11 protein-coding genes are annotated in these 14,990 nt (G+C 35.1%); 6 read left to right on the plus strand and 5 right to left on the minus strand.

What is annotated here, in order from left to right; genetic code table 11:
* From B3J44_RS00005 to B3J44_RS00015, 3 genes are all read right to left on the minus strand, one after another.
* On the minus strand, nt 1-1,127 hold a 1,127-nt coding region (locus B3J44_RS00005), incomplete at its 3' end, for a CaiB/BaiF CoA transferase family protein (RefSeq protein WP_286964700.1).
* A 186-nt stretch (nt 1,128-1,313) separates the two neighbouring features.
* Complete coding sequence (locus B3J44_RS00010) at nt 1,314-2,462, minus strand: CaiB/BaiF CoA transferase family protein (RefSeq protein ID WP_286964702.1); 1,149 nt, start codon at nt 2,460-2,462, stop codon at nt 1,314-1,316.
* Complete coding sequence (locus B3J44_RS00015) at nt 2,459-3,607, minus strand: ABC transporter substrate-binding protein (RefSeq protein ID WP_286964704.1); 1,149 nt, start codon at nt 3,605-3,607, stop codon at nt 2,459-2,461. Before B3J44_RS00015 ends, B3J44_RS00010 begins: the two co-directional genes overlap by 4 nt.
* 398 nt (nt 3,608-4,005) lie before the next feature.
* Between B3J44_RS00015 and B3J44_RS00020 the strand changes: the two genes are divergently transcribed.
* From B3J44_RS00020 to B3J44_RS00035, 4 genes are all read left to right on the plus strand, one after another.
* Nucleotides 4,006-4,860, plus strand: a complete 855-nt coding sequence (locus tag B3J44_RS00020) for a fumarylacetoacetate hydrolase family protein (protein WP_286964706.1) — start codon at nt 4,006-4,008, stop codon at nt 4,858-4,860.
* 18 nt (nt 4,861-4,878) lie between these two features.
* The gene (locus B3J44_RS00025; protein WP_286964709.1) at nt 4,879-5,892 is read left to right on the plus strand and encodes a zinc-binding alcohol dehydrogenase family protein; all 1,014 of its coding nucleotides are present in this window, start codon (nt 4,879-4,881) and stop codon (nt 5,890-5,892) included.
* 152 nt (nt 5,893-6,044) lie between these two features.
* Complete coding sequence (locus B3J44_RS00030; protein ID WP_286964711.1) at nt 6,045-6,842, plus strand: SDR family oxidoreductase; 798 nt, start codon at nt 6,045-6,047, stop codon at nt 6,840-6,842.
* Between the two features lie 6 nt (nt 6,843-6,848).
* Complete coding sequence (locus tag B3J44_RS00035; protein ID WP_286964713.1) at nt 6,849-7,685, plus strand: amidohydrolase family protein; 837 nt, start codon at nt 6,849-6,851, stop codon at nt 7,683-7,685.
* 196 nt (nt 7,686-7,881) lie between these two features.
* Here B3J44_RS00035 and pelA read toward each other — a convergent pair whose 3' ends face one another.
* Entirely contained in the window at nt 7,882-9,066 is a 1,185-nt protein-coding gene (pelA, locus tag B3J44_RS00040) for a pectate lyase (RefSeq protein WP_286964716.1), read from the minus strand.
* 12 nt (nt 9,067-9,078) lie between these two features.
* A complete protein-coding gene (locus tag B3J44_RS00045; RefSeq protein WP_286964718.1) occupies nt 9,079-10,749 on the minus strand; it encodes a glycoside hydrolase family 28 protein in 1,671 nt (556 codons plus the stop codon).
* 505 nt (nt 10,750-11,254) lie between these two features.
* Between B3J44_RS00045 and B3J44_RS00050 the strand changes: the two genes are divergently transcribed.
* A complete protein-coding gene (locus tag B3J44_RS00050) occupies nt 11,255-13,765 on the plus strand; it encodes a right-handed parallel beta-helix repeat-containing protein (RefSeq protein WP_286964719.1) in 2,511 nt (836 codons plus the stop codon).
* 108 nt (nt 13,766-13,873) lie between these two features.
* Nucleotides 13,874-14,938 (plus strand): Gfo/Idh/MocA family protein, encoded by a 1,065-nt coding sequence (locus tag B3J44_RS00055; RefSeq protein WP_286964720.1) that lies wholly within the window; start codon nt 13,874-13,876, stop codon nt 14,936-14,938.
* Nucleotides 14,939-14,990: the final 52 nt, after the last annotated feature.

Here is a 14,990-nt window from a genome sequence, read left to right on the forward strand (position 1 = left end):
AATTCTTTAATAATTTTCTCGTTATCCTGACCCAGTTTCGGCGAACCTTTTCCAGAAGTCAGATATTCGCCGTCAATTTTTATCGGGCAGCGTGTTGTTTTATAAGTATAACCGTCGAGCATTTCTACTTGTTGGGTGAAATTCAAAACTTTAAAGCCCTCTTCCGCAAAAAGTTGTTGATAGTTTAAAACTCCTGCGCACCAAATGTCGGCAGGTTCTAAAATATCCAACCAGAATTGGGTTTCCTGCGTTTGCAGATGATCGGCAAGAATATTTTTGATTTCGTCTCTAAGCGTAAATTTATTTTCAGGGAAAGCCAATAAAGCATCACATTTTAGCAAAGAAGCCAAAACAGGAATAGATCCCATTGCCAATGCTAAATAGCCGTTTTTGGTTTTGTAAATTCCATAAGGCGCGCCCAAATAAGCGTGTGCATTATTGGTTTTAGTTCGAACAGGCAATTCGCCTCCGTCATTAAAATACGTTGTAATAGTTTCAAACTGAAAATCAAACGCCGATTCCAGCATGCTCACTTGAATTTGTGCACCGATATTATGAGTTGCTTTTCTATATAAAGCGGCTAAAATTCCCTGCGCCAAATGTGCTCCGGCAAGCATGTCCACAATCGACAATCCCATTGGAACTGGGCCGTCTTCTTGATTTCCGCTTAGCCAAGTTAAAGCCGTTAAAGATTGCAAAAGCAAATCCTGACCTGGTAAGTCTTTCAAATCTGGATGTTCTCCAAAACCAGAAATCGCTCCGTAAATCACATTTGGATTAATGCCTTTTACATCGTCATAACTCAAACCAATGCGTTCCATAACTCCAGGTCTGAAATTATGCATGACAACATCGGCTTTGGCTAATAATTTTTTTAATTTTTGAAGTTCTTCTGGTTGTTTAAAATCAATCGCAAAAGATTCTTTGTTTCTGTTGATGGTATGAAAAACAGACGATTCGCCGTTCATAATCAAATCAGAAGTATATAAAGTACGGCAGATATCTCCCGTTCCCGGTTTTTCAATTTTTATGACACGCGCACCCAAATCGGCCAATCGTAAACTGGCTGAAGGTCCCGAAAGAAACTGACTGAAATCTACAATTAAATAATCTTCTAATGGTTTCATTTTTTCTGTTTAACCGTTTATTATGGTTTATTTGTTAATCGTTTTATTCAACAATTAAAAATCTAATTTGATCTGCTCAAATCATTTTAAATCTGCGTGAAATACTTTTTTTTCGTATAAATTTTTCACGCAGATTTATGCAGATTAAAGCAGATTTACACAGATTTTAATTTAATCTGTTAAGTTTTATTTAGCTTTAATGAATTCTTCGTGTATTTTCAAATTATCTTGTCCTACTTTTGGAGCTGCTTTTTCACTTAATAAAATTTCACCGTCTAACTGAATTGGACTTCTCGTTGTAACTAAAGTTTCGCCTTCGGTATTTTTTACGGTTTGTTTCAGTTGTAATTCATTTACAAAAGGTTGACTGTCTAATTCTTCGTAATTGAAAACTTTGCCGCACCAAATGCCTTCTTTTTGAAGGATTTCAGTCCAATAATCAGAAGTTTGTGTTTGAATTTTTTGACTTAAAATTGTTCTGATTTCATCTCTTTTTTCAAACCAAAGATGTTTATCTGCGAAAGCACTTAAATCCAAACCTAATGTTTTTCCAATAAAAAGTAAATCGCCCATTGCAAGAGATAAATAACCGTCTTGTGTTTGATAAACTCCGTAAGGCGCACTTAAAAAAGCATGTGCACTTCCTTTAATATCGCCGCGTTCAGGTAATTGACCTCCATCATTTAAGAAAGAAGTAATGGCTTCAAATTGAACATCCAAAATCGATTCTAACAAACTAACTTCGACCAAAACTCCTTTTTTAGTTTTGGCTCTTTTTAAAAGTGCTGCTAAAATTCCTTGTACAAAATGATTTCCGCACATTAAATCGGCAACTGCCAATCCAAACGGAACAGGACCTTGACTTTTGCGTCCGCTTAACCAGCTTAATCCAGAAAGCGATTGCAATAATAAATCTTGTCCCGGTTTTTTTGCCCACGGACCTTCATTTCCATAACCTGTAATGGTTCCGTAAATGATTTGCGGATTTATAGAAAGTGTATTTTCAAAATCTAAACCAATTTTTTCCATCACACCAGGTCTGAAATTATGCGTCATAATATCAGCTTTTTCGATTAGTTTTTTAATCAAAACTAAATCGTCTGGATTTTTTAAATCGGCTGCAAAAGATTCTTTATTTCTATTTATGGTATGAAAAAGTAAACTGCTGTCGTCTACAAATAAATCTTTGATACTTAATTGTCTACAAGCTTCACCTTTTACAGGACGCTCGATTTTGATGACGCGTGCGCCCAAATCGGCTAGTTTTAAACCAGCTGAGGGTCCAGCCAAAAATTGGCAGAATTCCAGAACAATTAATCCTTCTAAAGGTCTCATACGGTCTGAATTTTTAGAGATTCCGCGTAAAGCCCATTCATTTCTTCTAATACTTTCAATTCGTCTCCGCCATTCATCAAATAATTGCGAACCACATCACCTGCATGATCTTGGAAATACATATGTCCATAATATCTTGGACGAAGGAATGCGCGTTCTAAAGCAGGCAACGTATTTTTGAAATAGTCATGTGTCACACCATTAATTCTCTCGCTTTTCCAAGCTTGTAAATGTCCTGGCTGACCGCCATTATCTGTATAAATATTTTGCTGTACTTGTGATGAACACGTAAATTCGGCATATTTTATTGCCGTTTCAATATGTTCGCTGAATGAAGAAACAGCCAATCCTGTTCCACCCAAAGAAGAAATCATTGGATTATCATTCAAACGTACTAAATCATAAAAATGTAAAAGTTTATTGCTGTAACCACTTCTAGAATAATTAGAATAACCGTAAGCAAAAGGGCAGTAGGCAATTTCATCCGAATTTACCATTGCTTCGTAAACCTGAATTGGATTACGGTTAAAGTTAGCTGGATCAATCAATTGTGTCAGTTCTCTAAACATTTGAAGCGCTTTTTTTCCTGTAGTTTCAGAAATCACTTTTTCTTCAGAAATAAACGGAGCTTCTCCCAAACTGCAGCAAAACATATAAAAACTCATTAAAACATCTACTGGAATTCCAGCGAAAGCTACCAAACCTTTTTTCGCTAAAGCCAATAAATCATCATACGTTTTAGGAACTTCTAAGTTGTTTTTTTCTAGAAGATCCAAGCGGGCAGAAGCAACAGGAGTTGCAGCATCGATAGGTAGCGCCCATAATTTATCATGAAAAACATAACTTCCGTACGATTTTCCAACGGTATTAACTTCTTGGTCTTTAATATATTCTTTTGATAAATAATCAGATAAAGGAAGAATTGCTTTCGTCTGTGCTCCAAAACCTGTCCAAGGATGATCGATTACCAATAAATCAAATCTTTTGGCTAAGTCTTCGATCGAAGCATCGGCAAATTCTTGTAAACTTCTCTTTTCCCAAGAAATTTCAACTTCAGGATGTAGTTCTGTAAAACGCTGAGATGTGGCAACCATTGGAAGCAAACCTCTTGTATGGTTCCAAGTTATGCCTTTTAATTTTATCATTTTTATATAGGAATTTTGAGTAGTGAAATCGATTGAAATAATAAATGTAAAAATTACAATTACAAAAGTAGGAATAAGATTCAAATGCGCAAGAAATACAAACTTTATTCAAGAATCTTTTTGCATAAATCGGCAATTAGTGATATTATTTTTACAAACTGTCTAAAAAATGTTATAAAAATTTAAAGTTTGATTATTTTAGGAATACGAAAATGAAATATATCTCGAATATTAATTTTTAAAAAGTATTTTTGTAATTGTAAATTTTACATTTATTAATTTTGTTTTCCTTTTTTTGAGGAATTGGGAATAGGAAAACATAGGAATATCTAAAAATAACCAACTTTGATGATATTTATTCATCATAAAAATAAACTAACAATTAAAAATATACGATTATGAAATTAATACGTTTTGGAGAAATCGGAAAAGAGAAACCTGGAGTTTTGATTGGAGAAAAGAGATATGATGTTTCTTCGATTGTAACCGATTTTAACGAAAGTTTCTTTGAAGAAAATGGATTAGAAAAATTACAAAAAACATTAGAAAGCAATCCGACTTTGCCAGAAGTTGATGCTTCGGTACGTTTGGGTTCGCCAGTAGCAAGACCTTCAAAAATTATCTGCATTGGATTGAATTATATCGATCACTGTAAAGAAACCAACGCACCAATTCCGACAGAACCAATTATTTTCTTTAAATCAACAACTTCTTTGTGCGGTCCAGACGATGATTTGATTATTCCTAAAAACAGTGAAAAAACAGATTGGGAAGTAGAATTGGCTTTTATCGTGGGCAAAAAAGCAAGTTATGTTGAAGAAGCAGAAGCTTTAGATTACGTTGCAGGTTATGCTTTATTGAATGATTACAGCGAAAGAGCTTTTCAATTAGAGCGCGGCGGTCAATGGGCAAAAGGAAAAGGAAGCGATACTTTTGCGCCTCTTGGACCATTTTTGGCAACGAAAGACGAAATCGCAGATGTTGACAATTTAAAAATGTGGCTGACGGTAAATGGTAAAAAGTACCAAGACAGTAATACCTTAAATTTAGTTTTCAAGATTCCATATTTGGTACACTATTTAAGTCAGTTTATGACTTTGCTTCCAGGTGATATTATTAGCACAGGAACACCTCCAGGAGTTGGTTTAGGAATCAAACCAGATCCGATTTATATTAAAGCTGGCGATGTGGTAGAATTAGGAATTGAAGGTTTAGGAACAAGTAAACAGAAAGCTGTAGCGTATCAAAAATAAAAATTAAGAAAGTATAAAATGAAATATATTGTTTGCGAAAAACCGCAGGAATTTCTATTAAAAGAAACCAGCATTCCAGAACCAAAAGAAGGTGAAGTTTTATTGAAAATTAAAAGAATTGGGATCTGCGGAACCGATATTCACGCTTTTGGCGGGACTCAGCCGTATTTTGAATATCCTAGAATTTTAGGTCACGAATTGGCAGCAGAATATGTCAAAGGAAATGCAGCAGGTTTTAAACCGGGAGATAAAGTAACTTTTATTCCGTATTTCAATTGCGGAAAATGCGTTGCCTGTAGAAACGGTTTGACAAACTGCTGTGTAAATATTAAAGTCTTTGGAGTTCATATTGATGGGGGAATGGCAGAATATGTTTCAATCCCAGAACAATATTTACTGCACGGTCAAGGTTTAGATTACGATGAATTGGCTTTGGTTGAACCTTTGGCAATTGCGGCACACGGCGTTAGAAGAGCGGCTGTAAAAGCGACAGATACGGTTTTGGTAATGGGAGCAGGACCAATTGGAATTGGTTTGATTCAGTTTGCTAAAATCGCTGGTGCAAAAGTGATCGTAATGGATATCAATGATTACCGTTTGAATTTCTGTAAAGAGCAATTGCAAGCAGACGAAACGATTAATCCGTTAAACGATGACGTTGCTGCAAAACTAGCTGAATTGACAAACGGAGATATGGCAAATGTAGTAATTGATGCAACTGGAAATCAGAAAGTAATGAATAGTGCTTTCAATTATATTTCGCACGGCGGAAGATTTGTTTTGGTTGGACTTCAAAAAGGAGAATTAAGTTTTAGTCATCCTGATTTCCACAAAAGAGAATCAACTTTAATGAGCAGTAGAAATGCAACTATTGAAGATTTCGAATATGTAATGAAATGTTTGAAAGAGGGAAAAATCGATCCGAAAAAATACATTACACACAGAACAAGTTTTTCTGAAATGATTAATGATTTTGGGAATCTGATTGATCCGAAGAATAATGTAATTAAGGCGTTGATTGAAATTGATTAATTTGTGAAAAGTGAAAAGTAATATGTGAAATGTGATTTTCATTGTAAGATACAAAGCGATCTGATTTTTAGATTTCACTTTTCACATTTTACATCTCACAAATCACTTTTCACAAAAGACATTTTACAAAACACATCTAACACAAAAATGAAATGGATTTAAACTTAAAAAATAAAATTGTTGTCGTTTCTGGTTCGGCTGGAAAAGAAGGCAGTATCGGAGAAACGATCGTTAACAGATTGGCAGATGAAGGTGCGATTCCGGTTTTGGTTGACCGAAATGCAAGGGGTTTTGAATATGTAGAAAGACTTCAAAAAAGAGGCGTCAATTCTTTATTCGTGCAAACTGACGTAACAGATCCTGTTGCAATAGAAAATGCGGTAAAAGTAATTGGAGCAAAATACGGTAGAATCGATGCTATAATCAATAATGTTGGAGTAAATGACGGAGCAGGATTAGATTCTAGCTACGAAGATTTCATGAACTCTTTGAAATTGAATGTGGTAAGCTATTTTCTTTTAGCGAAATATTCGTTGCCGTTTTTGAAAGAATCAAAAGGAAATATTTTAAATATTGGCTCAAAAGTCGCTTTAACAGGGCAAGGCGGAACTTCTGGTTACGCTGCTGCGAAAGGCGGAGTTTTAGGTTTAACAAGAGAATGGGCGGTAGATTTGATTCAGTTTGGAATTCGTTCTAATGCGATTATTATTGCCGAAAGTTACACGCCAGCTTACGAAGATTGGATTAAAACATTGCCAGATGGCGAAACGGTTTTGAATAAAATCAACAAAAGTATTCCGCTGGAAAGCAGAATGACTAAGACAGAAGAAATTGCAGATACAGCACTTTTTATCATTTCAGAAAAATCTTCGCACACGACAGGACAATTTGTTTTTGTGGATGGAGGTTACGTACATTTAGACCGCGCATTAATCAGCGATGTTAACTAAGTAATTATGAGTAAAAGAATTGATTCCCATCAGCATTTTTGGAAGTTTGATCCCGTTAGAGACAGCTGGATTGATGAAACCATGAGTACTATCCAGAGAGATTTTCTTCCTGAAGATTTACAGCCAATTTTAAAAGAAAATCAATTTGAAGGCTGTGTTGTTGTTCAAGCGAGCCAATCAGAAGAAGAAACGCATTTTTTATTGGATTTAGCTTCAAAAAATGATTTCATAAAAGGTGTTGTGGGCTGGATAGATTTAAGAAATAAAAATATTGAAGAACGTTTACAATTCTTTTCCAACCAAAAAAAACTGAAAGGTTTTAGACACGTTGTTCAAGGCGAACCAGACGATTTTATGTTTGGAGAAGCTTTTAGAAATGGAATACAAGCTTTAAAATCATTTGATTATACGTACGATATTTTAATTTTCGAACGTCAATTACCAGCTGCAATTAGTCTGGTAAAAGACTTTCCAAATCAACGATTTGTGATTGATCATATTGCGAAACCAGATATCAAATCAGGAAGTATTGATTCTTGGAAAAAAGGAATCGCGGAAATCGCAAAATACGATAACGTTTGGTGTAAAATCTCAGGAATGGTAACGGAAGCCGATTGGAAAAACTGGAAACCAGAAGATTTAAAACCGTATTTAGATGTAATTTTTGAGAACTTCTCAACAGATAAATTAATGTACGGATCGGATTGGCCGGTTTTAAACGTTGCTTCTGATTATAATGAAGTAGTGAAAACTTTAGAAGATTATATGGCTAAGTTTTCAATTGAAGATCAGAATAAGATTTGGTTTGAGAATGCAATTTCATTCTACAATCTGAATGATTAGTATTTAATTTTAGATTTAAAAAAAGCATGAATTACACAATTCATGCTTTTTTATATTTACTGAGTTACAGTTTGTCATTTCGACCGAAAGGAGAAATCACACTAGTAGCTCGACAAAGATTGGAGATTTTCTTTGCGGAATCCCGCGTGTGATTTCTCCCTTCGGTCGAAATGACAAAAACTTTATGTTGAAATTTTTACTTCTTCAAAACATCCGCATCAGGCGTCCATTTCTTCTGCCATTCAGGATATTTTTTCAAAGCTTTTTCAGGTTTATCTGTATACCATGCATAACCTGTTCTTCGTTCGCGGCTTACTTCTGCAAGAGAATATAAAAACTCGCTGTCGCGGTCGCTGAATAAAGGTTTGTGTGTTTTTAGTTCATAGTAACGTGTCCAAATTGGCGGAGCTGTTGGATCATTTACAACCCTCACATCATTCTTGATTTTCTTGTATTTTGAATCCATTTCTGGAGCTTCAAAACTTTCAACTCTGGTGTTGTAAATTTTAGAATCCTGAAACCATTTTACCGCACTTTGTACGGCATTAATGACCTTTTCATTTGGATTATCGATGTCCATTAAAAATAAAACAATATCAACACTTTCTGCATTGCAGATGCTTGGCGGTTCAAATTTACGAGCCCAAGCAGGTTGAAGTGTTATTTCATCGTGCTGTTGACACCAAGCGGTTAATTTTCCGTTGTCTTTAATCTGCATTTCTAAAATACATTCCAAACCTTTTTCGTAAGATTTCGTTACTTTTTTTCTGGTTTTGGCATCAATAAAAGCATAATCAGGATCGTTGTTTACAATTTTTTTTAAAAGATTCATGATGCCCATATATGCTCCGTCATTAAAAGTAATGTGTCGGCTATATCCTTTTTCTAAAGGAAAATATTGAGGCCAGCCTCCATTTGGATATTGTGCTTTTAAAGTGAAATTAATACCACGTAAACAACCTTCTTTATATTTTGGGTCTTTTGTAAGCGTGTAAACCTGCGCTAAATAATGAATGTGCGTATAAGTCGTTTCATTATCAAAAGTCGTATGTTCAATATATTTCGTTTTAACGACACTATCGATCTGTTGTGGCGTTAGTATGGCTTTCATATCATAGTTTTTTGGCCATCCGCCATTATCACGCTGGAAGTACAGAATGTTATCGGCGATTTTAGCATAATCCGTTTCAGCATATTTCGGTTGATTCGGAATTGGATTTATAATATTGGTTTTATCTTTAATGAAATACCAATGATTAGTACCATCAGTGAAAGGTTTTGTGCTAATATCACTAGATTGCGCATTTGAGTATACAAATGAAAGCGTGCAAAAAGCTAATAAAAGTAATCTGGAGCTGTTTATAAAATTCGTTTTGATCATACTATTCTAATTTTAGAATTTTACAGCTTTTTTAGGAACATCTTTTCCAATAGTAGTAGTTTTAGATAAACTACTCAAATCAATATTTTTACTTGCTCCGCCATCAATTGTTATGGTAGTTGCTGAACCTGGATTAAATTCTACAGTCTTTAAAGAAAGATTTTGTACATTGTACATCTCAAACGCGTTTTTAGCTTCAATATCTAATTTTACGTTGCTGATTTTAATTCCGTTGGCATCAATTATAGAAAAGCCCTTTTGTGATTTTGCGATCAAGTTTGAAATCTCAATATTTTCTAAATTCATTTCAGGAAGACCTTGTAAAAACACCGCTTGCTGAGCACCTCTAATGGTAATATTTTTGATTGAAATGTTTTTAAACTGCGGGGTTTCTTCGTTTACAGGAACCAGTTTTGTAGTTACCGTATTTCCGCCTTCAGCCAAAGTTTCAGCGATTGATTTTCCTCCGTAGTATAAATCAAATGAAATCGCTTGTGATGGAATATCAGTCATAAAAACATCAGAGATGAAGATGTTTTCCACAACACCGCCACGTCCGCGAGTGCTTTTAAAACGAAGACCAACATCAGTTCCCATAAAAGTACAGTTAGAAACGTGGAGATTTTTTACTCCTCCAGACATTTCACTTCCAACCGTAACACCACCATGACCGTGATACACGATATTATTTTTCACAATAATATTTTCGCAAGGAACACCTCTGTCGCGTCCGTCTTTGTCTTTTCCAGATTTAATGCAAATCGCATCGTCACCAACATCAAAACTTGAATTTTCGATTACTACATTTTTGCAAGATTCAACATCAAGTCCGTCTCCGTTTTGAGAAAACCACGGATTTCTAACGGTTACATTTCTAACAATTAAATCTTCAATTAATAAAGGATGAATGTTCCAAGCTGGAGAATTTTGAAAAACAGGTCCGTCAAATAATACTCTTTTACTGTTTTGAATACTCACCAAAACCGGACGAAGAAAATCGTGAATCGCTTCAAAATCTTCTTTTGTTTTCAAGTCAGGACGTACATTTTGATCTGCACCTTTTGCGCCTTTTAAATATTGTTCAGAAGGATACCAACTATCTTTCTTTTCGTTTAAAACGCCACCAGAAGCAACAAATTTTTTCCATTGTTCGTCCGTCAATTTGCTCTTTTTCACTTGTCTCCAAGCTTCACCAGAGCCATCCCAAACACCGTTTCCTGTAAAAGCTACGTTTTCAAGGTTTTTACCGTAAATAGGAGAGATGCAGCGCCAAGTATTTAAACCTTCAAAACTAGTTTCGATAATTGGATATAAAGTTTTATCTGTAGAGAATTTGATTAAAGCACCAGTTTCTGCATGAAGTTCGATATTGCTTTTCAAAATGATCGGTCCTGTAAGCCAAATCCCAGGTGGAATAATTAATTTTCCGCCACCTTTTTTAGAAAGTGCATCAATAGCATCTGCAAAAGCTTTGGTGTTTAAAACATAACCGCCATTTACAGCTCCGAAGTCTTTTAGATTTACTTTGTTAGCAGGAATTACAGGCTCGTTAACTTTTGGCATTTTGAATTCGACATTGGCATAAGTATCGTAAGATTTGCTTTGAGCATTTGCATTTTGCAAACTAAGACAAAGAATAATTGCCATTGCAAGAGAAAAAAGATTTAATCGGTTGGTTTTCATTGTTAGTAATTTTTTGGTGTTATTTTTATAGATGTGAAAAATTACTTCTCACATAAATAATAATATTTAAATGTAATCGATTACACAAATCTATTAAAAAAAGGTTAGAAAAGAAATTTAATGACTTAAAATTGTTTGCCACATATAAAAGGATTAAAAATGATTTTTTTGTTTTTTCTAGAATGATGGCCACGAATTTCACTAATTGCACTAATTTTTCTCAGCATCTCTTTAAAAATAATCGACGATTTGAATAAAAAATCTGTAAAATCCTTTTATCCCGATAGCTATCGGGAGTGGCGAATGTAAATAAGTGGAATTCGTGTAATTAGTGGCGAAAAAAGATTCAAACAGGAGGGTACAGGATACATATAACTTTATGTTCAAGTAAATTGGACGAATTATTTGGTAAAAGTGTTAAAAATACATTTATTTGTAAATTATATATGCTTAAAATTGACTGCCTTATAATTTTTACCCAGAAAAAAAATCAAAATATTAAATAATGCGTTTGAATTCATTTACTAAAATCCTGAGCTTCTTTTTAATCCTCTGCATTTCGTTTTCTATGAGTGCAGCTGAAATTTGGGTTTCCCCGAAAGGGAACGATAAAAATCTAGGAACAAAAGAGAGTCCGCTGGCAACAGTTCATATGGCAATGAGAAAGGCCAGAGAACTTCGTCGTTTAAAAGATTCCTCTATAAAAGACGGTATTCGTATCATTGTTATGAATGGAACGTATTATTTAAACGAACCTTTGTTTGTAAGACCTGAAGATTCGGGAACAGCAGATAGCCCGACTACAATTGAAGCCGATGCAAATGCAATACCAATTATCAGCGGTGGAATTGAAATCAAAAACTGGACAAAATCGACAACTATTATCAACGGACTTAAAAAAGGTGCTGTTTGGGTTGCCGATGCTCCTAAAAAAGCAGGAAGCATTATCGATTACAGACAATTATGGGTAAACGGTAAAAAAGCTGTAAGAGCCAAAAATACTGCTGGAACTACAATGGAACGTATTCTATCATGGAATCATGAAGAGCAAACTTGTTGGATTCCGTTTAAAGATAAATCGGTTAAGTATGAGCCAGGAATGGAAATGTTTATTGTACAATGGTGGTCAAATGCCAACTTGCGTATCAAAAATATTGAAGTGCAAAAAGACAGTGCAAAACTTTCTTTTGAAGAACCAGAAAGCCGTATTCAAAGCGAACATCCGTGGCCAGCACCGTGGATTTCTAAAAACAACGGGAATTCGGCTTATTTCTTAAACAATGCTTTTTCACTTTTAAACGAACCAGGAGAATGGTATTTGGACAAGAAAAATGCTAAAATCTATTACATTCCAAGAGCAGGAGAAGAAATTAATTCAGTTATAGTTACAGCGCCAGTTTTAGAAAATCTGGTTGAAGTAAAAGGAACAATCGATTCGCCTGTAAGTCATTTTAGATTTAAAGGAATTTCATTTCAATACAGCAATTGGCTTCGTCCTTCACAGCAAGGTCACGTGCCGTTGCAGTCCGGTTTATATTTATTAGACGCTTATAAATTGAAACAACCGGGAACTCCAAATCAGGCGAATTTAGAAAATCAGGCATGGGTTGGAAGACCTCGTGCAGCGGTTGAAGTTAATTATTCAAATAATATTCAGTTTGAATCTTGTCGTTTTGAGCATTTGGCTTCGACTGGTTTAGATTTAAATAAAGGAACAAATCATAATACTGTAAAAGGAAATTTATTTAAAGATATTGGCGGAAGTGCTATCAACGTTGGAATTTTCTCCGAAGAAGCTTTTGAAGCGCATTTGCCTTTAATCATAAAAGATGAAAGAGAAATGTGTTCTGATGAAGTAATAGCAGATAATTTAATCACCAACGTAACCAATGAAGATTGGGGAACTCTGGGAATCAGTGCTGGTTTTGTTAGAAACATCACAATTGAACACAATGAAATTTCGGATGTATCATACTCTGGAATGGCAATGGGCTGGGGATGGACGCACACACCAAATGTGATGCAGAACAATAAAATTCTAGGAAATAAAATTCACCATTACGCAAAACATTTGCATGATGTAGCTGGAATTTATACGCTTTCGGCTCAGCCAAACAGCCGAATTGAAGAAAATTATATTGACAAGGTTTACAATAGTCCATACGCGCACGATCCGTTTTTATGGCTGTATTTGTATACCGATGAAGGTTCTGAAGGTTTTACAATTAAAAACAATTGGATTGCCGAAAAGAAAATCCTTAAAAACCATAACGGTCCAAAAGGAAATATCTGGGAACACAATGATCCGTATGTAAGCACTAAAATTAAAGATGCTGCAGGAATTAGAGCGCCTTATAAAGATTTAGAAAAAGAAGTCGTAATCGATGAAAAATGGGGACTGCAGGAAATGCCAAAACCGTATGCAATCGAATTAATCGGTTCTGATTTTGACATTGAAAAAATCAAATCGACTTTGACAGGTTTTAGAATCGTGGGTCAGGAATTGTACCAGTGGAAAAATCATTTGGTGATTTACGGAAAAATGAATCAGCCAGAAAGAACAAAGCGTAAACTGGCGGGTGCTTTTCCTTCTTTAGAAATTAAAATCTATGAAGATTTGGTTTACGATTTCCAAAATTTCGAAAGATGTAAAGATTCAAAACCAGCATCAGATTGGGAAAATGTGGTTTTAACAGCGAATCTTCCTGCTGATGAAAAACTCCAAAAAGAATATGTAGAATATCACAAAACGCAATTCGAAAAATGGCCAGAAGTTGCAAAAGGTTTCTGTAATGCCGATTTCCAGCAATTGCAGGTTTTCAAAAAAGACAGACAATTAATCTTGGTAATCAGTATTCCGAAAGGAGAAAGCTTGGATAAACTAAATCCAAAAACAACTGAAAATAATTCGAAAGTTGATCAATGGAACGCCTTAATGAAAAAATATCAATCAGGAATTGAAGGCGCAAAACCAGACGAAACATGGATTTTCTTAAACAAAGTAGAAACGAAATAATATTTTGCCACAGATTAAAGAATTTTCACAGATTAGAAAAAATCATTTTAATCCTTTTAATCTGTGGCAAAAAAATCTAAAATCAACAATCTAAAATAACCACACCTCATGTTAAAAATAGCCATTCTGGGACTTGGAGAAGGACGAAGCACAATGTCGGCGGCTTTAGAAAGTTCAAAATTAGAACTTGTAAAAGTGTGCGACAGAAATGAAGAAATCTGCAAGCAGAGAGCAAAAGAATTCGATTTCCATTCGTACACAACCAATTATGACGATTTATTGAATGATGAGTCGATTGATATTATCGCGATTTACACACCTGATCATTTGCACGCACAACACGTAAAACAAGCTTTATTGCATGGGAAACACGTTGTTTGTACAAAACCGTTTATAGATGATTTATCTGATGCAAAAGAATTATTAGAACTAAGTAAATCAACAGGAAAAAAGGTTTTCATTGGGCAAAGTTCACGTTTCTTCGAACCAGCAAAAAGACAAAGAGCCGATTACGAAGCAGGATTAATTGGAGATTTAATAACTATTGAAGCCCAATACCACGCCGATCACAGATGGTTTTTAAAGAAAGAATGGTCGCTTTTGCAATCATTTAAATGGCTGTACGGAGGTTTGAGCCATCCTGTAGATTTCATCAGATGGTATTTGCCAAATATTCAGGAAGTAATGGGTTACGGAATGATCAGCGCGAACGGACAATCAGCTGGATTGAAAAATGAAGATACGATGCACTTTATTTTTAAAGCAACCGATGGAAGAATTGCACGTGTAAGTGGCGTTTATACATCACCAACTCAGCCAGCACAACGCGACAGCGGAATGAGCACGATTTTAAGAGCAACCGAAGGAGCAAGCCAAGCCGATTATCACGAATTGCGTTATGCGGTTACCGATAAAACAGGCGAAGAAAAAGTAGTGACTTGGGGCGATAGCACTTTAAAATATTACTTCCGTTTTGAAGGACAAAGTCATCACGGCGGAGAATATCAGAATTATTTAGAATATTTTGTAGACAGTATCGAACAGAATTTCGAAGCCTATCCAAACATGGAAGAAGGAATTGGAACCGTAGCTTTATTACAAGCAATGGACAAATCGTTACAAACTGGAATGCCGGTTAAAATCGCCGATATTCTTAATGAATATGGAATATGAACAGCATCTACGATAAATTAACCACGCTTGATTTTGTAATTGTTGCGGGTTA

The organism is Flavobacterium sp. UBA4854 (genome assembly GCF_002399805.1).
In the GTDB taxonomy this organism is placed as follows: Bacteria; Bacteroidota; Bacteroidia; order Flavobacteriales; family Flavobacteriaceae; genus Flavobacterium; species Flavobacterium ginsengisoli.

Excerpts from the sequence above, each read along its gene's own strand:
- B3J44_RS00010 (WP_286964702.1), bottom strand. The coding sequence starts at position 2,462 with ATGAGACCTTTAGAAGGATTAATTGTTCTGGAATTCTGCCAATTTTTG.
- B3J44_RS00015 (WP_286964704.1), bottom strand. The coding sequence starts at position 3,607 with ATGATAAAATTAAAAGGCATAACTTGGAACCATACAAGAGGTTTGCTT.
- B3J44_RS00020 (WP_286964706.1), top strand. The coding sequence starts at position 4,006 with ATGAAATTAATACGTTTTGGAGAAATCGGAAAAGAGAAACCTGGAGTT.
- B3J44_RS00025 (WP_286964709.1), top strand. The coding sequence starts at position 4,879 with ATGAAATATATTGTTTGCGAAAAACCGCAGGAATTTCTATTAAAAGAA.
- B3J44_RS00030 (WP_286964711.1), top strand. The coding sequence starts at position 6,045 with ATGGATTTAAACTTAAAAAATAAAATTGTTGTCGTTTCTGGTTCGGCT.
- B3J44_RS00035 (WP_286964713.1), top strand. The coding sequence starts at position 6,849 with ATGAGTAAAAGAATTGATTCCCATCAGCATTTTTGGAAGTTTGATCCC.
- pelA (WP_286964716.1), bottom strand. The coding sequence starts at position 9,066 with ATGATCAAAACGAATTTTATAAACAGCTCCAGATTACTTTTATTAGCT.
- B3J44_RS00045 (WP_286964718.1), bottom strand. The coding sequence starts at position 10,749 with ATGAAAACCAACCGATTAAATCTTTTTTCTCTTGCAATGGCAATTATT.
- B3J44_RS00050 (WP_286964719.1), top strand. The coding sequence starts at position 11,255 with ATGCGTTTGAATTCATTTACTAAAATCCTGAGCTTCTTTTTAATCCTC.
- B3J44_RS00055 (WP_286964720.1), top strand. The coding sequence starts at position 13,874 with ATGTTAAAAATAGCCATTCTGGGACTTGGAGAAGGACGAAGCACAATG.